We start from the raw sequence: 24,037 nt of genomic DNA, 5'->3' as shown, positions 1-24,037 counted from the left end.
AGCACAACCTTGTTAGCATAAGTATACTATGCAAACAAGACTTTGCCTATTATTAGTAATTTTATATTTTAGTACGTATAAGTTTTTTGTATATATTTAGTATTTATAAGGTTTATCTCAATTTGACGATATATCATAACCTTATTATAATATAAGAAGATAGCCAGACGAGTCGTAACGTCAGGCTCATCTCGAAGGAATAATCTTGTGAAATGGCCTTTCTGTTATCGAATTATAAAGGATAACGAAGGGCTATTTACTTTTTGTAAGGCAAATAAGTGCTACAATAAGCATCATATTATACCGATTTATAGATAAACCTCTACCTAAAAATTCTAGGTAGAGGTTTCTTTTCATATCTACATTATACTATTCACTATAGTAAATAAGGTAATAATTTATATTCTTTTACATCACTTAACACATTACTATTACCATGCCGATCATGTTGGTACCGAATCAATACGACTTGATTTGTATACTTATTGAACACAAAAGATAGACCTTCATTGTGATAACTTACATATTCGCCCACATAGTACCCTGTATATGTATCATATCCATGGTAGATGTCTCCATAAGGTTCAGCTGGACGGCCCCATTCAGTATCCTCAAGAAGCGGTCCATAAAGAGATTCTACTTCGCTGCGCGTCATACCTACCATGGCTCCTTTATTGGTGGCATACCCCGATTTTGTAATATATATCGTGCTCGGTAGTGTACTATAATCCCATAATGAAATAATAACGGATTGGTCCGCAGAGATGTACATATCGTGACTAGAATAACGATGATCTGCTAACCATAAAGAATAATGGTAATAGTTCAAATAAGAGTACATATCCGAATTAGATTCTAAACCGGCTAAGACGCCTGCATCATCAGTTTTAGCAAACGCAGTTTGTCCCATACAACCAATGATAAGAATAGAACTTAATAAGAATTTTACAAGCATATGTTTCAATAGACTCACCTCTTAACCCTTAAATTAAGATTATAGCAATAAACACTATACCTCACTCATTCATCTGAATTTGACGATATATCATAACCTTATTATAATATAAGAAGATAGTCAGACGAGTCGTGACGTCAGGCTCATCTCGGAAAACATTAAATTTTGAGAAATGGCCTTTTCGTTTTTACTAATCTCCGGGTTAGTGGAAATGAAGGGCTATTTGTCTTTTCCTAGACAAATAAGCGCTATTAACGCCCCAAAGGCGATAACCACGGTCATCACCTGTAATAGGAGCATAATGATTTCATAATCACTCATAGGCTTACCCCTCCCTTCAATAACGAAGAGAGGCCCAACCTCGTCTAACTATCTTATGTTAATTATATATCAAACAAATATACGATACAATAAGTATCGTATTATAGAGATTTATAGATGAAAACTCTACCTTAGGAGATCTAGGGTAGAGTTTTTTGTGTTTATAGTATATCTACATTACAACGTACCTCTATATCAACTATGTCTTTTTAACCATATGCAATATATAGTAAGTGATATTAAAGCTTTCATAGAAACGATTTTCTGAAAAGGTGTTGTATGATACTATATAAAATATGAAGGTTTTATGAATGTATGTATAAGGGAAGGGTTACGTTATGGCTACTAATAAATTTACTTATAAAACATATCAAGCACCCACATTGTTTGATGGTTTACAAAATGCCTCTAAAGAGGAGTTGTCCTATTTAATCGCGTTGCTCCGTCAGCAAACGATGAAGAATATTTTCTCAGATAAGTTCAATAACACTGTAACCACAGGGAAGAAAGCTTTCAACTCGGTTATGAGTTTCTTTGGTAAATCTAAGAAAACAAATGATGACATCGACCGTGAAAGTCAAGAAAATCATCAAGATATCAACAATAAAATTAAAGAAGAGATTCGCGCATTACAAAGCTATTCTCAAGAGCAACTCTATACATTATTCATTGAAGAGGTTCGCGAGGAGTTAGCTGTGCCAGATAGTAGTCTAGCCCTATTATCTAACAAAATTATTACAAGTGCAGCTAAAACAGATCCTTCCATTAATGAAGAATTAGATGTTGAGCAAAAGGCAGATATTATTTACCAAAAGACACTGCAATCCATTATTTCTAGCCTAGAAAAACAAAGTGATGAAGAGCGTGATGAAATGATTCGTCAACTCAATATAGAATTAGATAGCTTATCATCTGACCGCAAAGAGTTAATCAAACAATCCTTGCAAACTGACCATTTAAGTGGTGAAGTATTGCGTAACAGCTTTCTAAAATCCGGCGTAGGTATTGGTTCCCTTATCACCGTCGGTAGTTCCTTTGGGGCTTACATCGCTATCAATACAATTATCCATGCCATATTTACGAGTTTCTTAGGCATCACCCTCCCCTTTGCCATCTATACAGGTGTGGCCAAAGGTGTTTCTATCATCGCAGGGCCGATTGGCTGGTGCGCATTAGGTGGCTATTCTATTTATTCCCTCATTAAAACCTCCGGAAAATTAACATCTGCCATGATGTCTGTTGTTGTATTCATTGCTATGACGATTTATGGTAAAAGCTTCTCCGTCGACGAAAATGGAGCACCTTTATGGATTACAAGTGATTCCATCGAATATCAAGAATATCAAAACAACCAATTCCGAATCATCCAATTAAATGATAAAGTAAAAATCCTTTCCAAAGATTTAACGCTTTCACAAGAAAAAGCACAAAAAATAGAAGCAGCTAAGCAAAAGCTAGAAAAGGTATTACAAAAACAACAAGCAAATCCAGGTCAAACAGACCAACAAAGTATCGATGATTTAAAAGAGCAAATTAGAGTGATATCGCAACAGCTAAGCACGGTACAAGAAAATCGAAAACAGATAGAAAAACAATATCAAGCACAAATTAAAGAGTCAGATGCACTAAAAGCTCGTAATAAAGAATTAAAAGCACAAAATAAATCATTACAAGAAGAATCTACTTATTACCAAGAATGTAGCCTTGAATTCGAAGAGAAAAATAAATCGCTCCAACAAAGGATGACGGACCAAGAAAATCAATCAGCACAAAAAATTCATGAACTAGAAACGCAGCTACAATTGATGGCGGAAGATGAAAAAGCATATGAAAATGATGCAAAGCGTCTAGATGATGCTAAGGATTTACAAGAAATTTACGAAAATTTTGAACTAGAGAAACAATTCTTGGCAGATTATACAAGTGTTAATAAAAGAGTGCGTAAAGATATTATGGTAATGCTCAACCGCCTATACGTATCCGAAGATCCAACACAAATCGATGCCACTCATAACAGCAAAATCAATTCATTGGGATTCCCTGTTTATCATATGGAAACGGCTGATGGATATCGCTTATATTATGCGTATTCAAAAACAAGTGCAAAACCAATTCACATTCTTTGTCACTGCATAAAAGCAAGAGAAGCAGTCTATTTCAATAAGATGAAAAATTCAGAAACATTGAAGAAAAAATTCAGAAATTAAATCACTTGAAGCAGTATAATTTGTAGGGTTAAAATTAAAATGTATTCTTATCATATACCAAATAAAGGAGAGCATCATGATTTGTCAACATTGCGGTAACCCCTTACCAGAGGGAGCCAAATTTTGCAGTATTTGCGGCCAAGCACAATTAACATGTAACAATTGTGGTAACCCATTAGAAGCCAACACCTCATTTTGTAGCAATTGCGGGACACCAGTTACTAACACACCAACTACACCAGAAGCAGTAAGAACTCCTACAACACAAAAGACCAGTCCTTTGTATGACTGGGATCCTTTTGAACTCAATGAGCTAGACACACTTACGTTTGTCCTCACTAAGAAATATGCTGAATTTCAAGGCCGTGCCAGCCGTAGCGAATTCTTTAGATATTACTTAATGAGTTCTCTTTGTCTAACAATCATCCCTATCATAATGGGTATTATTAAATTAGTAACTAACGATATTATAACTACTGTTATCTTATATATCCTTCTAGGTATTATCGACTTAGCATTAATCCTTCCGGGCTTATCTATTGCCGTCCGCCGGCTACACGACACCAATAAATCTGGTTGGTTCTTCCTTATCAACTTTATTCCTATCGTAGGACCCATTTGGTTCTTGATCTTAATGCTAACCAAAGGTGATGCACATACTAATAACTATGGTGAAAGAACCTCCTATATCCAAATTACCCCAGATATCCAACGACAATATGGTCTCCGGCCGTCACCAACCTCTACATCTACTGCATTGTATATCATTGCCTATGTCGTACTCATAAGCATAAGCATTGGTTTGAGCGCTGCTACCATCGCTACTAGTTTTAATCCTATAAACAATACAACGCCTACCCACTATTCTACCAATACGAATACCAACAGTAAGAATGCGCCTGTGAAAGCTACACCTACCACACAGACAGCAGCAACAAATACACAACCAGTAGCACAAAATAATGCAGTTGAAGAAAGTACAAAAGCATTACAAAACTACTATCGCTACCTAACCAATAAAGACTTTGCTAATGCCTACACATACCTATCCGATGAACAACGCGCTAGCCTTGGTACCTATGACTACTGGCGCAATGGATATAAATCAACTCTATCCACCACATTACTTTCAGCAAAAGCTATATCCGTCTCACCAGACGCCGTTGTATATAACTACCGCCTTGAAAGCAAAGACCTCGTTAACGGCCGCATCAAACACCAAACATTCACCGGCAACGTAACCATGGTAAAATTCAACAATAACTGGATTATCCAAGACCAAGACGGTCAATTAGCTGATTCCTATTACGAATAAAATACAGAAACATAAAAGACTCGTATCATTTGCTGTGATACGAGTCTTTTATAATCTATGCTGTTACTATCCCTAAAATTATAAGTGCTAACTACTATTACTCATACATCATGAGATCTCTACTATTTCACCCCTATTTCAACTCCCCTTTACGCACAAGGTCCCATTCTACTTTTTTTATCTCCTGCGTCAAATTTTCATTCAATTCACGTATTAAGGATATAAATTTTGTCCGTTTATCCTCATCATTCCAATTAATTAGTATCTTATGTAATTTAAATTGCAAGAGAGTATTTTCATATTGCTTATATAAATTACCTTCAGAGCATATATCTCCCTTGTCAGCTGTACAACAATATAGCTCATTAATAGCCTCCAATTTAGCAGAAATCTTCTCTAATGATAATATACGCTCTTTAATATAATTATACACACGTGTCTTATATGAGCAGGTATTGCTTTCACCATTATCACCGGCCCCCTTTTCCCACCACGTATAGTAACGCAAACTCAAAACGGGGCCTTCTTTAATTTTATCAACGCGCCAAAACATATATGGTTTAACGGTTAAATTGTCCTCACTTGTATTTTGAAAGCCCCAATAATCGGCTTCAACAGTGCGGTCTAGAGAACGGTCCCAAAAGTGCATCAACGACCAAGGTGTACCAAAGCTGCTGCCATGCTGAATCGTGTGAGCATTAGGTGCATCATCTATGCGACCATATACATATGAATCCTCAATATCCTCAACGTGTTGCTTCAAATCAGCCATAAATGGTGATTCATGATTTGGCTGATTAAATACAGTCTGCAAAAATCTCCGTTGGGCAATCGCAGTATCTTGAATATAAAAACGAATATGCTCATCAATATCCTTATAGTGTTCCCAAAAACAGCTATGCTCTATAGTAGCCCTAATTTTAGAGCTCAAATAGTCCACAAAGCTTATTAAAATTGGATTATTCCACTCATGACAAGATAATAACAAGGACAAAAACTCTGGTCCATCTACATAGGTATTAACCTTAGAATCCTTCTCCAGTTCTCGAACCGTATGCCAGTCATCATCATTGAACCAATCCGTCTTCAAATACGCCGTATGAATCGTATACTTTGACAAATCCAATTCTCCCGGTTCATCTCGTAACGCCCATCGGATACTATTAACAGCGCCCCAGCAAGCAGTCTCATCACGTTTTTTCTGTTTTTCCTTTTTATCATCTGAAAGATGTTGATATATATCCAATCCATTGTATTGATTGGATTCAAATGTTTTTGAAAGCAAGTATTTATACCGATTGATCTGATTACCATGCTCCTGTGATGATGTTTTATCTTCAATAATTAAAGCCACCTGTAATGCTGGAACCAATACAAGCACATCAATATTAAGTAACTGCCTAAAAATATATATCTGGTTAACACTAGATACATCATAGTCCCCATTCAACAAACGAGATAAAAATCGAGATCCAAACTGGCGCCCGCTTTCATTATCGTCGCGAACAGGCATATTAATCCAATTCAAACACCAACAAATAAAGGCATCCTGTGACAACTCATTCGTCGCAAAACTAAAAATATTATTCTCCACAACCCGTTCGTCAATCATAACTCTTCATCCCCTTACTAACCTCTACCCTGACCAAACCTTGTATAGACAACTCGGTCCATTCAAAATAACAATACCATCCTTAAGACAAGTATACAATCACAAACGTGTAAATTCCGTACCGTATAAATGCAACACAAAGCCCTAACATCACCTCTATGCAAATGTACATAGAGAAAGCCCCCATGGTATTCTAAAACCGACTTTGCCAGGCTGGCTACGCTAGCCGTAAAGGCGGTGGAGGCTTTTCTCTCTTCTCCAGAAACAATGCTACTACATCACCTCTATGCAAACGTACATAGAGAAAGCCCCCATCTGTTCCAAAACCGACTTTTGGCCCTGCGGAGGCCGTAGGCCGGAGTCAGACCCGGCCGGTGGAGGATTTTGGAACAGATGGGGGCTTATACTCTAATTACCCTTTGTATTTAGGTGATGTAGGGCATGTTTCAGGCACCACGTCTTTGCGGTCCCCTAGTTGTGCACTACGGTCTGTGAAGTGTGTATGTAATAGTTCGTGAGCTTTGTGTCCTAGTGGTTCGCCCAAGAAGTTTTTGTATAGTTCTTGGATTTCAGGGCTTTCATAGGATGCCACGTATTTGTATTCTTCATCAGCTTTGTAAAGTCCGCCGATGCGGGCTTCTTTTGTTTTCACAGCTTGTGGTAATTTGGTGCGTGGTTGACCACCGCCACCGATACAACCGCCTGGGCAAGCCATAACTTCGATAAAGTCATAGTGTTTGCCGTTTTCTTTCAAAGCGTTGAGGAAATCACGGGTATTTTTGCCACCGTGTACAACAGCAACGGACAATGTTACATCATCGCCGAGTTGTACAGTCGCTTCTTTCACGCCGTTCATACCGCGAACGTCTTCGAGGTGAGTCAATGCATATGGAGGTGGCTCTTTATCAGTGATGAGCTTGTACGCTGTACGCATAGCCGCTTCCATAACGCCGCCCGTATTACCGAAGATGATGGATGCACCAGTTTCCATGCCGATCAAATCATCAAACTGAGAATCTTCTAGGCTTTCAAAATCAACACCTTCGTCGTTGAGCCAACGAATGAATTCGCGTGTGGTAATGGAAATATCCGTATCCATGCCGAGGCTTTCATCATCGTAATAACGGGCCGCCGCATTTTCCTCAACGCGCTTAGTTTCGGCCTTCTTCGCCGTACAAGGGTTAACGCTGACGGACACGATGTTCGCCGGATTGATGCCCTTTTTCTCAGCAAAGTACGTCTTAATCATGGCCGCTTCCATGGCGATACAAGAACGGGTGCTGGACAAGTTCGGAATGAGTTCAGGGAAATAGATTTCCGCAAAGCGCACCCACGCAGGGCAGCAGGACGTGAATTGAGGGATGGTACCGCCATTTTTCAAGCGATTCACGAGCTCGGACGCTTCTTCCATGATGGTCAGGTCCGCGCCAAAGTTCGTATCAACTACGTAATCAGCACCGAGTTTGCGAAGAGCGCTTACCATTTTGCCTTCTAAGAATATGCCTGGTTCAAAGCCGAATCCTTCACCAATGGACACGCGCACAGCCGGCGCCGTTTGGATGACAACGATCTTGTCTGGGTCGGCAATGGCCGCTTTCACCTTATCAAGCTCGGATTTCGCATGCATGGAATCGAATGGACATGCAGCCGCACATTGACCGCAGTGGATGCACACCGGCACATCGCCAGTCGCCTCGAGGTCGTAGTAATCGAGCACGCTCATCACATCGGCGCAAGCGCGACGGCACAAGGTGCAATTCTTACACTTCGAAATGTCGTGGTAAATGGACGGGTTGTCGAGCGCGATTGGCACGCGTTTGTCGATAAATTCAAATTGGGACATGAGGACCTCCTCGTTCTGTATAATCATACCTATTGTGAAAGTTTTAATTTCTCCTATATTACTAGCATAACAAATAAGGAGGCTGTTCATCAACGAACTAGGATAGTAGGAATTGGCGTTTAGTATAACGTAATATAGTATATTACGTTATACTATATTACGTTATACTAAATTATCAAAGAAGATACAGCCCTCATCAGACCAGATATTATCTAGTGTTACAAGGGTTTTTACCCACACATTTTGTCCTATAACTCAAGTTCACACCTCGCCCAAAAGCACAAAAAAGCAGCTCATTCGAGCTGCTTTGCCGTATAAGGTGTATATTATTTTTTACCTTGCTTTGCTTGTTGTGGCCATAAGAAGTTATAAACTGCTTCAGATGGGGAACCAGCAACAACTGGACGGTCTTTGCCATCAACTTTATCTTCGCGTTCTGCGTAACCTTGTGGGTTATACAATACAACTTTTTGGTCTTTTACAGTTTTCTTTTTGTGGTTGAATTCTTCAGTTGCGATGAAATGGTAACCTTCAGAATCTTGAGCTTTGATCATAACAGTTGCAGTTTTATCGCTTTTTTGAACGCTATCTTGATCGATGGACCAAGTAATACCAGCACTATCTTGACCAAATACTTGCCAGTTAACAGCACTAGCAGAACCGAAACCGCATGCGCAAATTGCAGCAGCAGCTAAACATGTACCTAATAATTTTTTCATATATTTCACCTCGTATAAAATCAAATTTAATTTATTATACCATATATTAAATGTATTTTGCGTGAAAGCTAATTTTTTGCGATACTTTTACGTAAAATGTACTTCGTCCCACACCATGCCGTTCGATAAAGCCCTCTTCTACAAATTCTTTCAAGGCTTTTTCAACAGTAGATACAGCTATATCTGGTTGTTTCTCAAGAATTCCAGCCTTTGTAACCTTGCCAATAGTGGCAGTAATTATGATTTTTATACGATCCTTCGCAGATAACGACGTATTCAGCAATTCAATACGGCTTTCAAAATCACGATACGCCGCCAAAATAACGCGAAGCATATATTTGACAAAAGGAACCACATCTTCATCGCCTGTATGCCAACCTGCACCAGATTGAGCTAATGCCGCATAATAACTGTCCTTTGTACGCTCGATTTTTTGCTCTAAACTAATGAACTTACCTATCATGTACCCATTTTGATACAAGAGCAACGTCGTCAGCAATCGACTCATACGCCCATTGCCGTCATTGAAAGGATGAATACACAAAAAATCGTGTATAAATACAGGAATCACAAGCAATGGATCCACCGATTTATCTTGAAGAACCGCATTAATACTATGGCAAATGTCATCTATAGCAGCCGGCGTTTCATATGGTGCCAAGGGCTTAAAGCGCTCCACCTCAGAACCATCTGCAAGCCGTTCAATTATCGAATTCTGTACATTTTTATATTGTCCACCTATACTCTTGTGTGAATATCCGTATAAATCACGATGCAGCTGCAATACAATATTACTATGTAACGTAATATACTCATGATTCTCATGTATCGTGTTCAACACATCACGATACCCCACAATCTCTTCCTCATCCCGATTACGGGGCGTTGTCTTATCTGCCACCAACGACCGAATCCGAGCCTTCGTCGTCACAATTCCTTCAATCCGGTTCGACGACTCCACACTCTGCACCTTCGCAATATCCACAAGCCGCGCCACACTACTAGGCCTCTGCGATACAAACAAATCCTGCCGCCCCTTATACTCATGAATCTTAGATACCAACGACACAACCTCACCATCCCAGAGACAATCCCCGAGCCGCCGATAATCAAAACTGCGCATACTACACCACCTTTCCCCTATATGAACATTTTCTCCCCTAATTTTACCATAAAATATGGGAAAATATAATTTTCCTTTCCGGCCCTTTGTAGAAAATAAAATTCTAAAGAATAAAAAATGCTTATGTTTCTGATTTTGTATTCATAATATAGAAAAAGGAATGGTAGGGAATCGAAAACCGACTTTACCTTCACTGTGGATTTCGATTCTCGAAATCTTACGTTCAGGACTAAGTGATGTGTGGCTCCCATGCGTCGCTTTTCTCCTCTGTTAGCTCACACCCTACTTATGTCCCTGCGGACGCCGTAGACCGAAGTCAGACCCGGCCGGTGGAGGATTTTTAGACCCCATCCATTTCTACATACCACACCAGAATGCTAATATTCAGAGCGAGGTTTCGAAAAATCTATATTAAATTATTTTCCCCAAAGGGCCTGCATTACTTCTGCCCCTATTGTATCTTTCTCAATCTTAACAGGTTTTTGTTTTTCATTACTACTCAACAAAGGTACGCCAGATTGACTATACACAGTTGCATTGACTTCTGTCCATGTGCTATCTGGACGGTTGATTTCAACGGTGTAGATATAGGTATAACCTTCTACATTGTTGGCTTTCACCAAGATACGCGCCATAGAATCTGTTTTAAACACCGATGAGTTGTCGATAAACCACGCGGAATCGTCTGTGTCCGCATCAACGTAATACCAATCAGCAGCATTAGCTACGCCAAAGCCACCGAAAAATATGCATCCTGCCGCCATGATGGCAGCTAACCATTTTTTCATCATTCTCTCCTATTCAATCCTATTCTCTATTCAACTATATACGGGCATGATTAAGGTTCGGCCCTAACACAGTGTCAGGGTCTCAACTACAGGACCATCACGCATCCTGTATAACACGAGTGGCGACCACATAGGTGATCGCCAATTGTGCATATCTATGTTAGATATAATATATTTTCGTTGCTTTCATATAGAACACGAATCCATATGGTGTACGATATTAATCTTCGCTTTCGATTTCAGATGCAGGAATTACAGCAATGCTAGCTACCTTATCACCTTCGTCGAGGTTTTGTGTTTTCACACCAGAAATGGCCTTGCCCTTTTTCACAGCAATGTCGTTCATGTTAAAGCGAATAATTTTACCTTGTTCAGAAATGAGCATTACTTCGTCATCATTGTGAACGACCTCAACGGCTACTACATCGCCGGTTTTATCGTTAATGCGGAAGTTCTTTGTACCGATGCCGCCGCGTTTTTGTACATTGTACGCATCCGCTTCGTTGCGCTTACCATAACCCTCTTCGGAAATGGTGAACACTTGTGCTTCGCTTTCATCAGACTCAAGAACACCAGCGCCTACAACAACGTCGCCAGTTTTCAACTTGATGCCACGAACGCCATGAGCCGCGCGTTTCATGAGACGAACATCCTCTTCGTTGCAACGGATGGCCATGCCAAGTTTCGTACCAATCAAGATATCTTGGTTGCCTGTCGTTACGATAACGCAAATCAAGCGGTCCCCTTCGTCGAGGTTAATCGCATTGAGGCCAGAACGACGGATGTTGCGATATTCTTCGATAGCCGTACGTTTCACAACGCCGAACTCAGTAACCATAAATAAGTTTACATTTTCATGGATGCGTTCGAGGTCGATCATAGTCGTAACGGATTCACCCACCGCGAGTGGCAATACGTTAACCATGGCGGTACCACGAGAGTTACGGGAACCTGCTTCAGGCACTTCGTATGCTTTGAGGCGATATGTACGGCCAGTGGACGTGAAGAACAATAATGTATTATGCGTACGAACATGCATAATTTGCGTTACATAATCGTCTTCCTTCGTCTTCATGCCGATAACGCCAGCGCCACCTTTATGTTGGTTGCGATATACGTTCGCGTTCATGCGTTTGATATAACCTTGTTTAGTCAAGGTAATAACCATCTCTTCGTCAGCGATGAGGTCTTCTACATCAAGGTCGGACGTATCGATAGTGATTTCAGAACGACGAGGGTCGCCGTATTTCTTCTTCATATCTTCTAGTTCTTCTTTGATAATTTGACGTTGACGCGCTTCGCTAGCCAAGATAGCTTTCAAATCTTCAATCAATGCCAACAATTCCTTGTATTCTTCTTCGATTTTTTCGCGTTCCAAGCCTGTTAAACGGCGTAGACGCATGTCGAGGATGGCTACTGCTTGTTTTTCTGAAAGCCCGAATTTTTGCATCAATGCGTTACGTGCGATTTCGTCAGTTTGAGAACTGCGAATTGTAGCGATAACTTCATCGATGTGGTCGAGAGCGATCAACAAACCTTCCAAGATGTGAGCACGCGCTTCGGCTTTGTTAAGCTCGAATTGAGTGCGGCGTACGATAACATCGAGGCGATGATCTAAGTAGTAACCCAATACTTCTTTCAAATTCAATACGCGAGGATGACCATCCACGAGGGCCAACATAATCACGCCGAAAGATTCTTGTAATTGAGTATGTTTATACAATTTATTGAGGACGATATCTGGTTGCACGTCAGCGCGCAATTCGATAACGATGCGCAAACCTTGACGGTCAGATTCGTCGCGAAGTGCTGTGATACCATCGATTACCTTATCGCGGCTCAAATTCGCAATCGTTTCGATAACGCGAGCCTTGTTAACTTGGTACGGAATCTCAGTCACTACGATTTTATGCTTGCCCTTCGCCATTTCTTCAATGGTTGCACGAGCGCGCATTTTTACACTGCCACGACCTGTGGAGTACGCTTTTTTAATACCTTCTCGGCCCAAAATGAGCGCCCCAGTCGGGAAGTCCGGTCCTTTGATAGCCGTCATCAATTCGTCCACAGTTACATCTGGATTATCGATGAGCATTTCAAGGCCATTACATACTTCGTTAAGATTGTGCGGTGGAATATTTGTCGCCATCCCTACGGCGATACCGCTGGAACCATTGATGAGAAGATTTGGGATCTTCGCTGGCAATACTGTTGGTTCTTGCAAGCTTTCATCATAGTTCGGCATGAAATCAACAGTTTCCTTGTCGATATCAGCGAGCATTTCTTGCGTAATTTTCGCCATACGTACTTCGGTATAACGCATCGCAGCGGCACTATCGCCGTCGATGGAACCAAAGTTACCGTGGCCGTCTACCAAGAGGTAGCGCGTATTGAAATCTTGCGCCAAACGAACCGTTGCGTCGTAAACGGAACTATCACCATGTGGATGATATTTACCGAGAACGTCACCGACGATACGCGCGGATTTCTTATACGGTTTATTAGGCGTCATGCCTGTTTCGTGCATCGCGTACAAAATACGACGATGTACTGGTTTCAAGCCATCACGCACATCAGGAAGAGCACGCATTACGATTACGGACATCGCATAATCGATATAGGCGTTCTTCATTTCTTTATCAATCTGAACGGGATGAATATTCCCATGGGACCATTGTTGGTCTGCCACAATCTCACCTCATTTTACTAACACTGATTACAATTCATCATATTATTATAGCATTTTTAAGGGTTTAACGCTATTGTTATAGGGATTTTTGGTGAAATCATCCGCTAATTCTAATAGATTTTATTTCACATACATATATTTAGGGATTATAATCCTAATTCCGCATCATTTTAATACGTTTAAGGATTACAATCCCAATTCACCCGATTTTTTATCACTTTAGGGATTGTAATCCCTAAACACAGTTATCAATATAAATCCCAATACCTAAACAATTATCGAATCCAGCTGATTCATCCTAAATTCTTCCACCACGTCCATAAAGGCTTTATTATGTATTGGATTTTCAGTCATACCAAACAAATGGCTGGTGCAGTCGCAGTCGGAACAGCCAAATTTTGGCACGTCCCATTCGGCAATGGCGCGCACCGCATCAGCCAAAGCACATTCAACGCTCACGTCTACATCGGGGTCTGGTATGCTCGGCATGGATGGATATGGTTCATGGGTAAGGCTCCAGCTTTCAAGAGGCAGACCACTTGTACGAATCGGCACAGCCGCTATCATTTCGCAGTGACCACGGAAGTAGTCGAGGTGCCAGTGCATTTTCTTGCGTTTTCGCTTATGGCGCTCAATGCGTTTCGTAAGGTTCGCCTTGGCGGAGCCGACGTACATGTAATAACCTGCATTAAAATGCATCATGCCCTTGGATCCGATTTCGAGGTCAAGTTCATGGTCAAGGTGCATCACCATGATGTACACGCCGCTGTCGTGCGCTTCGCTATCGAGAACATAGCTCGGATAGGTGCAGGCGCGCGTCACGGTAGGCATGGTGAAAGTCTCATCCCACGCCACAGTAACGGCTTTCCAGTCGAGGTATGGGGCTACCTCTTTAAAGGTCATAGCAAATTCTAAATCCGTATGATAATCTGGCAAGAACCATTGAGCTTGGTCCCATTGTACAAGGAATAGTACTCCCGTATGGTATCCTTCGTTTTGAAGTTCCCTTAGATGCAATAAATGCTTGCGGCCCCGTTCTGTAATAGCGTCGGGGAACATGGCACCAGTTTTGGAGAACAAGGTGCAGGACTTAATCTCTAATAGGAATTCTTCACCTTCGTCATTGGTTAAGAGTAAATCAAAGCGCGATGTTGCACCATGCAGTTTTACCGTATATTCACGACGTACAACGCGCCATTGTTCCCAGCCAGGAATGAGTTTATGTTCAATCAAATGCTGAGCCACATCATTACTATAATTCGTGTCGAGCATGATAACTACGCCATCCCGCTCAATACCTACAACGCGATACTTCGTCTTCGCATCAGGCTTATCATGAGGCACGATATACATCGTAACACCGGTAAATAACAGTTCCCACATACGACCTGGATTTGGTAAATGGGCCAGTACGCTTTCACCATTGAGATCCAAAGTCACCACAAAACGATTGGGACGACCTGTATAAGTTGCTTTCAAAATTGTATCGTATAGAACCTTCATCGTTCCTCCTACATCAAGATAATTCTAGGTTCATTATACAACAAAACGGGCCACTCCGAAGAGCGGCCCGCTGGGAGGCGTCATATGACAGGTTCCGAGGCTATCATATGACCAGGGATAAGATATTCATCGCATAACAGCGATAGTTGTATTTAGCATAATCGCCATATTTATACTAGGCATCGCGGCCTTAGTTATGCTAGGCATAGATGCGATAGATTCATCTGTACATTAGCGATATGTTGTTTTATTGCAAATCTTTACTTTGCGTAGATACTTCACTGGCAGAGGTAAAGCTTGCCAATGGAGCGTCGCCAGAACCTAAGATTACCTTGTTCGCTACTAGCGCATTAGCTGCCGTTTTAGCTTGTTCCAAAGTAAGGCCAGTGCGAGGTCCACTAATTGTGATCGATGCGCTTTTACCATCGACTGTAGCAAATTTAAGATATACCACACGTTTATCAGCCATGTTGGGCACTCCTTTCTAATTCATATACATAAGGATGGGAATGATCGTGATAGGTCCACAGGGTTTGGATTACTACGAACCTTCACGCAGCCATTATGTGCTAACTATTATGAGTGAAAGCACATTAATGACCAAGGGATACTTCGTTGACGCGTATTACGTCAGCAATGGTGTTCTCATAGAGACCAGCCAATGCGGTACCGACGATTTTGACCGCATCATCAGTAGCTTCTTCAGCGACGCGTGTGAAAGTGACGTCTTTGTACTTCGGTTTTTCTTCCGTACCGATATTAAAACGTAACACTAACTTTGTGCGTTTTAGTTCAGCCATCTGATCACCTCCTTTCACCTATATACATTCCAAAAGGAGGCTCGTGACAAGCAAATTCGTTTCAAAAAGAGGAATAATATTTTTACCCCTGAAAAAACGGCCCCAAATCAAGGTTTAGGGCCGTACTTTTGTATTTAGTTTCACGTGAAACAGTGTCAAAAATTTTTGCTTTTTTGTAGCTTGGGACACATTATTTTATTGTAAAATGAATTATACTAGTATATGTAATTTGAAATGATGATAACAATCATTTCATAACAATCTCTTACTAGCTCTCTAGAACATGTATCGTTTGGACGTACATCACCGTCGAAACGCATCATCTCTAGCATGTGCTAATAGAGACTTTCACAGTGAAAATATATGATAGAATATAAGTAGTTCATTACAATTTAGAGGGGATTACAATGGCTCAAATTGCAGGAAATTTACAACGAATTAAAAACGGCCAACGCCGTTATGCTATTACACCGCGCATTCCAGCGGGTTTTATTCAACCAGATCAATTGCAAAAATATATTGATGTGGCAAACAAATTTGGCGCTGTTCTTAAACTAACCGGCAGCCAACGCATTATGATTACGAATTTGAAAGCTGAGGACGTAGACGCAGCATGGGACATGCTCGACATGGAACCGGCGTACATGGTATCTAACCGCGTGCGCAGCGTCAAGATTTGCCCGGGCACAACGTTCTGTAAACGGGCTAAACAAGACAGCGTGCATCTTGGCATGCAATTGGAACGCAAATATTTGTCCCAAGAAATGCCTAGCAAGATGAAAATCGGCGTGTCCGGCTGTATTAATTCTTGTACTGAAAGCCGCATGAAGGACGTTGGCGTTATCGGCTCTGTTGAGGGCTGGAGCGTCTACGCTGGCGGCAGCGGCGGTGCGCATCCACGCATTGGCGATCTCATTGCAGAGGTAACAACAGAAAAAGAAGCCCTTGCACTTGTGGACCGCATCATCGAATATTACAAAGCAAATGCTCAAATCGAACGCATGGGTGAATTCATCGACCGCATCGGCTTGGATGCTTTCAAAGAAGCTGTACTAGGTGATCTTGAAGGAGCTCCTACAGAAGCAAAAGCAGCAGAACCTGTTGTTAACTTGCCAGGTCACGGCAATGACCCAGAGGTTGAGACGCCACGCCTTGAACCAGGTCAACCAATTACACCGGATACAATCATCCGCGACATCGTAGACATCTATCCAAATACAGTACCGGTACTACAAAGTATCGGCATGGGTTGCCTCGGTTGCCCATCCTCTACGATGGAACCACTATGGCAAGCCGCTGAAATCCACGGCGTCAACGTGTACGATTTACTTAACAAACTAGAAACTGCCCGCAAAGGTGCATAATTAGAATAAATACATCTGCACACATACATGTTCAGATGAATATATACAAGGACCTATGTAAACACATAGGTCTCTTCCCCATTATTAGATATATTGTATAAAGGAGTTTCACATGTCCGCATTTTTAGGTCACATTCACTACTGGTTATATCGTAAAATCCAATTGCTCGTAGAACGGGAAAATTTAATTCTCGAAAAAACAACAAAGGTTGTAGACGATCTTGCTGAGGAATTACATTCCATCTCCGTAGATACGTACGGCGAACCAATCAATCCTAGCATTCCATTGGAAAACATCATCGACCACAATAACATTCACGGCTGGCTTGCCAACCAAATCAACGTAGCATCCGTGCGCGAAGCGGCTTTCATCAAAGACATGCTCGATACAAATGCTGATGAAAACGCCATTCACGTGGTAACAGCTATTCTTGATGCCTTTGCTGTACAAGGCCAAGCGTGCGGCGTTGTAGCCCAAGATAGCCTTGAAGAACATACGGCACCGGCCATCTATAATGCCCTTCAAAACTTCTATGTAAACGGCATGCCTTGCGACGGTGGCGACCAAATCGTTGAGGACAGCGCAGACCGTTTCACATGGGTTGGCGACCACCGCTTACAAGCCGGTTACTGGCGCACTGCTGGCGTAGACCCTAAATTCATGATGCTCGCTTACCAAACATGGTTCGAAGCCTTTGTGAAAGCTATCGATCCTACATTCGAACTCATCACCACAGAAGAAAACGGCACACGCTTGTACACAATCGCTAAAAAATAATATATACCATATCGTTCGTTTATACGGTTGTAAAACAAACGATAAATGGACGAAAACGTGCGAAAAACGAACGAAAACGCGAGTGTAAAATTTTACGCTCGCGTTTTTTTATTTCTAAGTATCCAATATATGTGTCTAAAAAAATTAGAACAGTCATGTTCTATTTCTGGGGACCTAGTATATGTGTCTCAAAAAATAGAACAGGCGTGTTCTATTTCCAGAAACCTAGTATATGTGTCTTAAAAAAATAGAACAGGCGTGTTCTATTTCTAGAGACCTAGTATATGTGTCTAAAAAATAGAACAGGCGTGTTCTATTTCCAGGCACCTAGTATATGTGTCTCAAAAAAAATAGAACAGGCGTGTTCTATTTCCAGGGGCCTAGTATATATGTCTCAAAAATAGAACAGGTGTGTTCTAATTCCAGGGACCTAGTATATGCGTCTCAAAAAAATAGAACAGGCGTGTTCTATTTTAAATTTCTTTCAAAAGTGTAGCTATAGGCACAGCATTGATAAGAAATATCATTTATAATATAGCCATAAGATGATTCATTAGTAATAATACTTTCATACATAGGAGGTGCAGCATTATGGCAGGCACAGTAAAAAAAGAATTAGGTTTATTATTCCAAGGTCCTAATTATGTGATCGTAAAAAAAGGCGGTAAAGCAGGTGAAAAGGTAGAAAAACATAATCATCCTGAAGCCAATGTTATCTTTACTGTTGTAAAGGGCACTGTTCAAGTATTCCTTAACGAAACAGAGGAACATGTACTCGTACCGGGCGAAGTGCTTGAGTTTAATGGTGACAACTACATTCAAGCAACGCTTGTTGAAGATAGCGAATTCATCGTAAACCTCGTTCATAAACCTGAATAAGATTATATAGATATGACCTCCTCCTCTCCTTAGTGTCTATATATAAAAAACACCTAAATGTGGTAATAGTTACTGTTTTACGTAACTCACCATATATAGGTATTTTTTTTATCCTATAATCTCATAACTTAATTTCATAGCTATATTTCTATAGAATATAGTATAATCCCTTGCAGTAGCTTTCACAAGAGAATATACTAATGATATAAGAGAGAAAGAAGGATTTACATGACACGCGAAGACTTAGAAGCATATATTTACAATCAATTTGAGGACACTACGACCAATACGCCTTGGACGCAATTTCCCCATTACAAGGTCTTTCGCCATCAGGGCAATCATAAATGGTTTGCCTTAGTCATGAATATCACCACCGATAAATTAGGTTGGTCAAACATTAGGCCTATCGATGTTTTGAACATCAAATGCGAGCCCACCATGATTGGCGCCTTTCGCAAGGAACCGGGCATATACGCCGCTTATCATATGAACAAGGCCAATTGGCTAACCGTTTCTTTAGATGGCTCTGTGCCTACTGAAAGAATAAAAATGCTCCTTGACATGAGCTATCAATTGACTAAATAAAATACTAAATTTTTTAACTGCCCATTTATAACATAAAATAAAACGAGCCTAGATTCAGTCTAAGCTCGTTTTTATATGATTTCATGTATTGTGTGATTTAATGTTTATGAAATAACTTTCACCTATACTCGTAACATCATAGATGCACTTATTAAAAGTACAGTATATACAATAGCAATGATAATAATATGCATTGATGTAGTCTTTAACATCTGACGGTAGAGTCCAAGGGAGCAAAGCATATAATATATAGCTAATACAAATGCAATCAAACCCAAAACAGATTGAACTCCGAACGCAATCATACCAGCTCCAGCAAGGCTCAATATAACAACAAGTACCGCACCGAGTAAGGATAAGACGGTTATAGGTAAATCAAAAGCCATCGCATATGAAACGGCCATAAACGTTTCCTTAAACGTAAGAGTACGATTACTAGTGGCTTTCACATAAAAATGGACCAATATGAACCAAAGCCCTTTTAAGAAAACCCAGGCAAAAACAAAGCCTAAAATCGATACAATCGTATCTAACATGGTCACAGGCGTGATAAAAAATATGATACCATTTTCCACCACCGACAAACCAAGCATAATGCCAAACAAACGCAACATAAAAACTAGTGCTTGATCAAACGTACCATGCTCCATAATATATGGGATACCCTTAGACCGCGGATACCGCATCAAACTCCAACAAACCTGCATAATAGACATAATAAACCCTCCTTGTCCCTTTTCTATACAGTCTAAAAAAATAATATCTTATGTATGATTTGAGATAAAAAAGACACCCTCCTAAAAACGACTTTATCTTTCTCCCTACAGTCTAAAAAACTAATATCTATCTTGGATAGAGGAAAACAGCCCCCTCTCGAAAAACGATTTTTTCCTTTCCTCTACGATCTAAAAAAATAATATTTTATGTATGATTTGAGATAAAAAAGACACCCTCCTAAAAACGACTTTGGCCCTGTTCCAAAGGAACAGACCCGGCCGGTGGAGTTTTTAGGAGGGTGTCTTTTTACCTATCGCCAAAGCGACATTAAGATATTATTTTTTTAGACGTTTAATTACTTCATCTGTAATATTTTCAACGTTACTGTTTGCATCAGCTGCGCGGATTGTGTATGGGTCGTCTAGTACAACGTCCATTTTCTTTTCAACGCGAACGGATTCGATAGCGTTGTGAATGTTTTGCATCATTGGTTGTGCAATTTTATTCACTTCGTCGTTTTCTTTTTGTAACAATGGAGCTACGGATTTATTGAATTCTGCTTCTGCTTGAGCTTGATCTTTAATTTTGTCAATTTCTTGCATTTTCTTTTCAATTTGTGGGCGGTATTGTGCATCTACTTGTTGCATTTTCATATCGAGTGCACCGTAACCAGGATAGCTATTTACAACTTGACTCATTTGCACCAAACCAATGTTAGCAGCGCTTGCCACAGCAGTGGTTGCGGAGATAGCACCAACGATAGCCAATGTTGTCAATTTTTTAGTTAATTTCATTTGAGATCCTCCTGAACAGTAAAGTTTCATTACACAAACATGTAATGCACTATTTTTACTATATCAAATCTAACTTGCTTTCACAAGTAAAACCCTCAAAAATCATAGATGAGATATAGCATCTAATAATTAAATTGTATACTATTAAATAATAATAAGGGCCCATGAATTCATCATGAACCCTTATTAAAAATTTACTATCTATTATTGTTCGTCATTAAGATAGATGTATTTATCGGATTTCAATTTGGACACGAGGTCAGGCACCAAGCCGATAAGGCGATCAAAGCTGTTGCTGTAAGGATTGCCTTTAATGTTGAATAACTCGATGCGTTCGCCCTTGATAACGAGCACAGCGCTTGGTTCCATGCGAGCGCCGCCGCCACCGCCGCCACATTCATGGTTCTTGCCAGATGTATTGTGGTTTGTGCCAGTGCCGAAACCAAATGTTACATCCACAAATGGAACCAATGTAGTATCGCCGATTTGCACCGCTTCACCTACAACCGTTTCCACCTTAATCATATTTTTGAACTTTTCAAAAAGGACTTCTAAATTTTCTTTTACGTTACTGTTCTCCATCGTAGTACCTCCACTGATGTCAACTATGCGTTAGCGGCTTGTTCCGCTTTCAATCGTTCTAATTCTTTCTTTTCTTTGCGCTTAACCCAAACGACTTTAACCGTTTCAGCTATGAGTGCCCTCATTGGTTGTGAAAGCACGAATCGCGTGCCGTGCCATGCCAATGCGCCTAGAATAATGCGCCCTTTAATATGGCCGCTGCCTTCTAAATGCCAATGCAAATAATCAATCTCGATATGTTCAGCCTGTTCAGGCCAAATGCTGTATAACATCGAAGCAAGCATGCCACCCTTAAAAGGATCACCGATGCCGATACGCCCTTCTACGGCGATATCTCGTGGTTTTGAATGGTCATAACACCGCTTAGAAACAAGCAATAATTGACGCCACAATTCAGTATTCGTCACATGTTTCATAAACCAGAAGGTTGGAATTTTCGACTTAAAACTGGCTACCGGATCATTAGGATCTGGTTTTTGAAAGCGTGATTTTACACTATCTTTCAAGCCGTCTATTTTCGTAAATACCTTCTCTTTTACGGTGCCATCACTATTGAAAGTGACTTTTTCCACCACTTCGTCATCGGGTTTCATCGTCGGGTTATCGCGGATTGAATCATATTGTGCAGCCCGCGCTTCAGCGCCTTTATTGTCATCCTTAGATACATCCACACGCTCAACGCGAACTTGTTTACCTGGCTCATCCGAAGATGCCCCTGCACTGCGCGTAGCATCTAGGCTTTCACCAGAAGCACCAGCAGTCGTCGGCTCAGTCGGTTCAGTACCGCTCTGACCACCGCCTTGCATGGCTTTCATCATCGCTTCCGCTTGCGCAGCCATCGGATCATTTTCAAATTCGTCAACGGCCTTCTGATATTCGTCATCAACCCGTTGTTGAATCCATTCGTCGTATTCTTTCACAGGGCCTATTTTCTGCATACCTAATAAATAAAGTTCTTTAAAAAATGGTTTGCCCTGGAAATATGCGAGATGTAGCGACAACACGCGCCACAGCCATTTGACCGACAATTCTACGCGGTACGGCGTCCTGCCGTTCCATTCGATGCTATATGTGATTGGCGTTAGTAGGATAATCATGATCAGCGCTACGATGAGAAGCACTACGACGAGTGCCACAATAGCGACTATACTCAACCACATCACCTCCTTAGGTTATGGGATTTGTGAAAGTATGCTCTAATTTTCGATGCCCTTGCGAGCCATTACACCTTGCATGTAATAATGCTTAACTTCCTTCATTTCCGTCACAAGATCGGCTGCATCAAGAAGTTCTTGCGGTGCCCCGCGCCCCGTAAACACAAGTTCTGTTTCCGGATTGCGAGCCTCTAATAGAGCCTCCGTCTTTTTCCAATCAATGAGTTCAAAGAACAAAGCCATGTTATATTCGTCGAGAATCACCAAATCATAATCGCCGCTAGAAACAGCCTCTAACGCGCGTTCATAGCCCTTTTCAATAAGCGCTACATAATCCTTAGGCGGATTTCCCGATTCAAATACAACCACCTCATCACCCCATTTGGCGAGCTCATCCTTGCTCTTCATACCTTCCTTGATGATAAAAAACGGTTTACCTACAGTTTCTAATGTAATATTTTTGAGGGTCGGTAAAATATTATGTTCACTATACACTTTAGACTTCATAAACTGTAAAAATAGAACCTTTTTGCCAGCGCCTATAGCACGTATAGCGAGGCCGATAGCAGCCGTCGTTTTACCCTTGCCTTCGCCGGTATAAACTTGTACATAGGCCTTCATAGATATACCTCCGTTCATATACCTTAATTGTACAATATTTATAGATGAAAAGGAATAGATATCACATGAAAGCCAATCCTAATTATGCATAAGATAATAATATCTATTAAAATGATTAAAATACCCATTATATTATCTACTCATTGGTGCCGAACAAGGTAGTGATGGGGCCCTAAATCCTCCACCGGCCGGGTCTGACTACGGCCTACGGCCTTCGCAGGGCCAAAGTCGGATTTAGAACCCCATCACCACCTTACTATCTAACACTTCAATTATGTATGCTTATAAAACAACAGGCACCAATACAACAACCAATAGATATTATTATCAGCAAAAAAAGGATTATGCCACATGTGATATCTATACCATCAACATATAAAATGTAGCAATTATAGTATATAAACCTCCTGCCAACCCAGCCGTTTGGGAGGAGATGTAATAAATACTTATGACATAGATTCGGCGAATATATATAGGAGGTCTTTTAAATTAGTACAGGCCTGTAGTATCTTTTGACACATATATACTAGGTCCCTGGAATTAGTACACGCCTGTTCTATTTTTTTGAGACGCACATACTAGGTTCCTGGAATTAGTACACGCCTGTTCTATTTTTTTAGACTCATATACTAGGTCCCTGGAATTAGTACACGCCTGTTCTATTTTTTTAGACTCATATACTAGGTCCCTG

The 24,037-nt window shown here is 40.7% G+C and carries 21 protein-coding genes; 6 read left to right on the top strand and 15 right to left on the bottom strand.

Annotated features, from left to right (window positions below; all coding sequences use genetic code 11):
* Positions 1 to 376 precede the first annotated feature (376 nt).
* A complete protein-coding gene (locus tag RYP29_RS05995; protein WP_311532635.1) occupies positions 377 to 955 on the bottom strand; it encodes a hypothetical protein in 579 nt (192 codons plus the stop codon).
* A 659-nt stretch (positions 956 to 1,614) separates the two neighbouring features.
* On the opposite strand from RYP29_RS05995, the gene RYP29_RS05990 reads away from it, so the two are divergent.
* Entirely contained in the window at positions 1,615 to 3,483 is a 1,869-nt protein-coding gene (locus tag RYP29_RS05990) for a hypothetical protein (RefSeq protein ID WP_311532633.1), read from the top strand.
* A gap of 76 nt (positions 3,484 to 3,559) precedes the next feature.
* Positions 3,560 to 4,798: a zinc-ribbon domain-containing protein gene (locus RYP29_RS05985; RefSeq protein ID WP_311532632.1), complete on the top strand. Its 1,239-nt coding sequence runs from the start codon at positions 3,560 to 3,562 to the stop codon at positions 4,796 to 4,798.
* Between the two features lie 133 nt (positions 4,799 to 4,931).
* On the opposite strand, the gene RYP29_RS05980 is transcribed toward RYP29_RS05985, so the two are convergent.
* The 9 genes from RYP29_RS05980 to RYP29_RS05940 all read right to left on the bottom strand — a co-directional run bounded on the left by RYP29_RS05980 (position 4,932) and on the right by RYP29_RS05940 (position 15,872).
* Positions 4,932 to 6,410: a PD-(D/E)XK nuclease family protein gene (locus RYP29_RS05980; RefSeq protein ID WP_311532631.1), complete on the bottom strand. Its 1,479-nt coding sequence runs from the start codon at positions 6,408 to 6,410 to the stop codon at positions 4,932 to 4,934.
* A gap of 412 nt (positions 6,411 to 6,822) precedes the next feature.
* Positions 6,823 to 8,253: a [FeFe] hydrogenase, group A gene (locus tag RYP29_RS05975; protein WP_311532630.1), complete on the bottom strand. Its 1,431-nt coding sequence runs from the start codon at positions 8,251 to 8,253 to the stop codon at positions 6,823 to 6,825.
* Positions 8,254 to 8,579: 326 nt separating this feature from the next.
* The gene (locus tag RYP29_RS05970; RefSeq protein WP_005375898.1) at positions 8,580 to 8,972 is read right to left on the bottom strand and encodes a hypothetical protein; all 393 of its coding nucleotides are present in this window, start codon (positions 8,970 to 8,972) and stop codon (positions 8,580 to 8,582) included.
* Between the two features lie 46 nt (positions 8,973 to 9,018).
* Positions 9,019 to 10,095, bottom strand: a complete 1,077-nt coding sequence (locus tag RYP29_RS05965; protein WP_311532629.1) for a Fic family protein — start codon at positions 10,093 to 10,095, stop codon at positions 9,019 to 9,021.
* A gap of 416 nt (positions 10,096 to 10,511) precedes the next feature.
* Positions 10,512 to 10,883 carry a hypothetical protein gene (locus RYP29_RS05960; protein ID WP_009660658.1) on the bottom strand — a complete coding sequence of 124 codons (372 nt, stop codon included), beginning with the start codon at positions 10,881 to 10,883 and terminating at the stop codon, positions 10,512 to 10,514.
* 220 nt (positions 10,884 to 11,103) lie between these two features.
* Complete coding sequence (gene gyrA / locus RYP29_RS05955; RefSeq protein WP_311532628.1) at positions 11,104 to 13,569, bottom strand: DNA gyrase subunit A; 2,466 nt, start codon at positions 13,567 to 13,569, stop codon at positions 11,104 to 11,106.
* A 267-nt stretch (positions 13,570 to 13,836) separates the two neighbouring features.
* The gene (sfsA, locus tag RYP29_RS05950; protein WP_311532627.1) at positions 13,837 to 15,072 is read right to left on the bottom strand and encodes a DNA/RNA nuclease SfsA; all 1,236 of its coding nucleotides are present in this window, start codon (positions 15,070 to 15,072) and stop codon (positions 13,837 to 13,839) included.
* 247 nt (positions 15,073 to 15,319) lie between these two features.
* Entirely contained in the window at positions 15,320 to 15,541 is a 222-nt protein-coding gene (locus RYP29_RS05945) for a DUF2922 domain-containing protein (RefSeq protein WP_016476269.1), read from the bottom strand.
* Positions 15,542 to 15,665: 124 nt separating this feature from the next.
* The gene (locus RYP29_RS05940; RefSeq protein WP_005375915.1) at positions 15,666 to 15,872 is read right to left on the bottom strand and encodes a DUF1659 domain-containing protein; all 207 of its coding nucleotides are present in this window, start codon (positions 15,870 to 15,872) and stop codon (positions 15,666 to 15,668) included.
* Between the two features lie 407 nt (positions 15,873 to 16,279).
* On the opposite strand from RYP29_RS05940, the gene RYP29_RS05935 reads away from it, so the two are divergent.
* The 4 genes from RYP29_RS05935 (at position 16,280) to RYP29_RS05920 (ending at position 19,478) form a co-directional block, all read left to right on the top strand.
* Positions 16,280 to 17,236 carry a DUF1858 domain-containing protein gene (locus RYP29_RS05935; RefSeq protein ID WP_311532626.1) on the top strand — a complete coding sequence of 319 codons (957 nt, stop codon included), beginning with the start codon at positions 16,280 to 16,282 and terminating at the stop codon, positions 17,234 to 17,236.
* A 112-nt stretch (positions 17,237 to 17,348) separates the two neighbouring features.
* Positions 17,349 to 18,014 carry a hypothetical protein gene (locus RYP29_RS05930; protein ID WP_311532625.1) on the top strand — a complete coding sequence of 222 codons (666 nt, stop codon included), beginning with the start codon at positions 17,349 to 17,351 and terminating at the stop codon, positions 18,012 to 18,014.
* 591 nt (positions 18,015 to 18,605) lie between these two features.
* Positions 18,606 to 18,893 carry a cupin domain-containing protein gene (locus RYP29_RS05925; RefSeq protein WP_005375909.1) on the top strand — a complete coding sequence of 96 codons (288 nt, stop codon included), beginning with the start codon at positions 18,606 to 18,608 and terminating at the stop codon, positions 18,891 to 18,893.
* Positions 18,894 to 19,121: 228 nt separating this feature from the next.
* Positions 19,122 to 19,478, top strand: coding sequence for an MmcQ/YjbR family DNA-binding protein (locus RYP29_RS05920; protein WP_311532624.1), 357 nt, complete (start codon positions 19,122 to 19,124; stop codon positions 19,476 to 19,478).
* 122 nt (positions 19,479 to 19,600) lie between these two features.
* Here the strand turns inward: RYP29_RS05920 and RYP29_RS05915 are convergent, their stop codons facing one another.
* The 5 genes from RYP29_RS05915 to RYP29_RS05895 all read right to left on the bottom strand — a co-directional run bounded on the left by RYP29_RS05915 (position 19,601) and on the right by RYP29_RS05895 (position 23,346).
* Entirely contained in the window at positions 19,601 to 20,194 is a 594-nt protein-coding gene (locus tag RYP29_RS05915; protein WP_311532623.1) for a hypothetical protein, read from the bottom strand.
* A gap of 336 nt (positions 20,195 to 20,530) precedes the next feature.
* Entirely contained in the window at positions 20,531 to 20,989 is a 459-nt protein-coding gene (locus RYP29_RS05910; RefSeq protein WP_005375856.1) for an OmpH family outer membrane protein, read from the bottom strand.
* A 204-nt stretch (positions 20,990 to 21,193) separates the two neighbouring features.
* The gene (locus tag RYP29_RS05905; protein ID WP_005379443.1) at positions 21,194 to 21,571 is read right to left on the bottom strand and encodes a GerW family sporulation protein; all 378 of its coding nucleotides are present in this window, start codon (positions 21,569 to 21,571) and stop codon (positions 21,194 to 21,196) included.
* A 23-nt stretch (positions 21,572 to 21,594) separates the two neighbouring features.
* Complete coding sequence (locus RYP29_RS05900; RefSeq protein WP_311532634.1) at positions 21,595 to 22,725, bottom strand: hypothetical protein; 1,131 nt, start codon at positions 22,723 to 22,725, stop codon at positions 21,595 to 21,597.
* 42 nt (positions 22,726 to 22,767) lie between these two features.
* On the bottom strand, positions 22,768 to 23,346 hold the full coding sequence (locus tag RYP29_RS05895) for a cob(I)yrinic acid a,c-diamide adenosyltransferase (protein WP_105083783.1): 579 nt from the start codon (positions 23,344 to 23,346) through the stop codon (positions 22,768 to 22,770).
* Positions 23,347 to 24,037: the final 691 nt, after the last annotated feature.

It is taken from the genome of uncultured Veillonella sp., from assembly GCF_963534045.1.
Taxonomy (GTDB): domain Bacteria; phylum Bacillota; class Negativicutes; order Veillonellales; family Veillonellaceae; genus Veillonella.
Note: the sequence above shows the minus strand (reverse complement) of the source record. Positions and strands in the feature narration are given on the sequence as shown.

What these genes read in the sequence shown, in the direction of transcription:
- RYP29_RS05895 (WP_105083783.1), bottom strand. Translation starts at nt 23,346, where the DNA reads ATGAAGGCCTATGTACAAGTTTATACCGGCGAAGGCAAGGGTAAAACG.
- RYP29_RS05910 (WP_005375856.1), bottom strand. Translation starts at nt 20,989, where the DNA reads ATGAAATTAACTAAAAAATTGACAACATTGGCTATCGTTGGTGCTATC.
- RYP29_RS05930 (WP_311532625.1), top strand. Translation starts at nt 17,349, where the DNA reads ATGTCCGCATTTTTAGGTCACATTCACTACTGGTTATATCGTAAAATC.
- RYP29_RS05945 (WP_016476269.1), bottom strand. Translation starts at nt 15,541, where the DNA reads ATGGCTGATAAACGTGTGGTATATCTTAAATTTGCTACAGTCGATGGT.
- RYP29_RS05920 (WP_311532624.1), top strand. Translation starts at nt 19,122, where the DNA reads ATGACACGCGAAGACTTAGAAGCATATATTTACAATCAATTTGAGGAC.
- RYP29_RS05980 (WP_311532631.1), bottom strand. Translation starts at nt 6,410, where the DNA reads ATGATTGACGAACGGGTTGTGGAGAATAATATTTTTAGTTTTGCGACG.
- RYP29_RS05960 (WP_009660658.1), bottom strand. Translation starts at nt 10,883, where the DNA reads ATGAAAAAATGGTTAGCTGCCATCATGGCGGCAGGATGCATATTTTTC.
- RYP29_RS05990 (WP_311532633.1), top strand. Translation starts at nt 1,615, where the DNA reads ATGGCTACTAATAAATTTACTTATAAAACATATCAAGCACCCACATTG.
- sfsA (WP_311532627.1), bottom strand. Translation starts at nt 15,072, where the DNA reads ATGAAGGTTCTATACGATACAATTTTGAAAGCAACTTATACAGGTCGT.
- RYP29_RS05970 (WP_005375898.1), bottom strand. Translation starts at nt 8,972, where the DNA reads ATGAAAAAATTATTAGGTACATGTTTAGCTGCTGCTGCAATTTGCGCA.
- RYP29_RS05995 (WP_311532635.1), bottom strand. Translation starts at nt 955, where the DNA reads ATGCTTGTAAAATTCTTATTAAGTTCTATTCTTATCATTGGTTGTATG.
- RYP29_RS05915 (WP_311532623.1), bottom strand. Translation starts at nt 20,194, where the DNA reads ATGTCTATTATGCAGGTTTGTTGGAGTTTGATGCGGTATCCGCGGTCT.
- RYP29_RS05975 (WP_311532630.1), bottom strand. Translation starts at nt 8,253, where the DNA reads ATGTCCCAATTTGAATTTATCGACAAACGCGTGCCAATCGCGCTCGAC.
- RYP29_RS05940 (WP_005375915.1), bottom strand. Translation starts at nt 15,872, where the DNA reads ATGGCTGAACTAAAACGCACAAAGTTAGTGTTACGTTTTAATATCGGT.
- RYP29_RS05905 (WP_005379443.1), bottom strand. Translation starts at nt 21,571, where the DNA reads ATGGAGAACAGTAACGTAAAAGAAAATTTAGAAGTCCTTTTTGAAAAG.
- RYP29_RS05965 (WP_311532629.1), bottom strand. Translation starts at nt 10,095, where the DNA reads ATGCGCAGTTTTGATTATCGGCGGCTCGGGGATTGTCTCTGGGATGGT.
- RYP29_RS05985 (WP_311532632.1), top strand. Translation starts at nt 3,560, where the DNA reads ATGATTTGTCAACATTGCGGTAACCCCTTACCAGAGGGAGCCAAATTT.
- RYP29_RS05925 (WP_005375909.1), top strand. Translation starts at nt 18,606, where the DNA reads ATGGCAGGCACAGTAAAAAAAGAATTAGGTTTATTATTCCAAGGTCCT.
- RYP29_RS05935 (WP_311532626.1), top strand. Translation starts at nt 16,280, where the DNA reads ATGGCTCAAATTGCAGGAAATTTACAACGAATTAAAAACGGCCAACGC.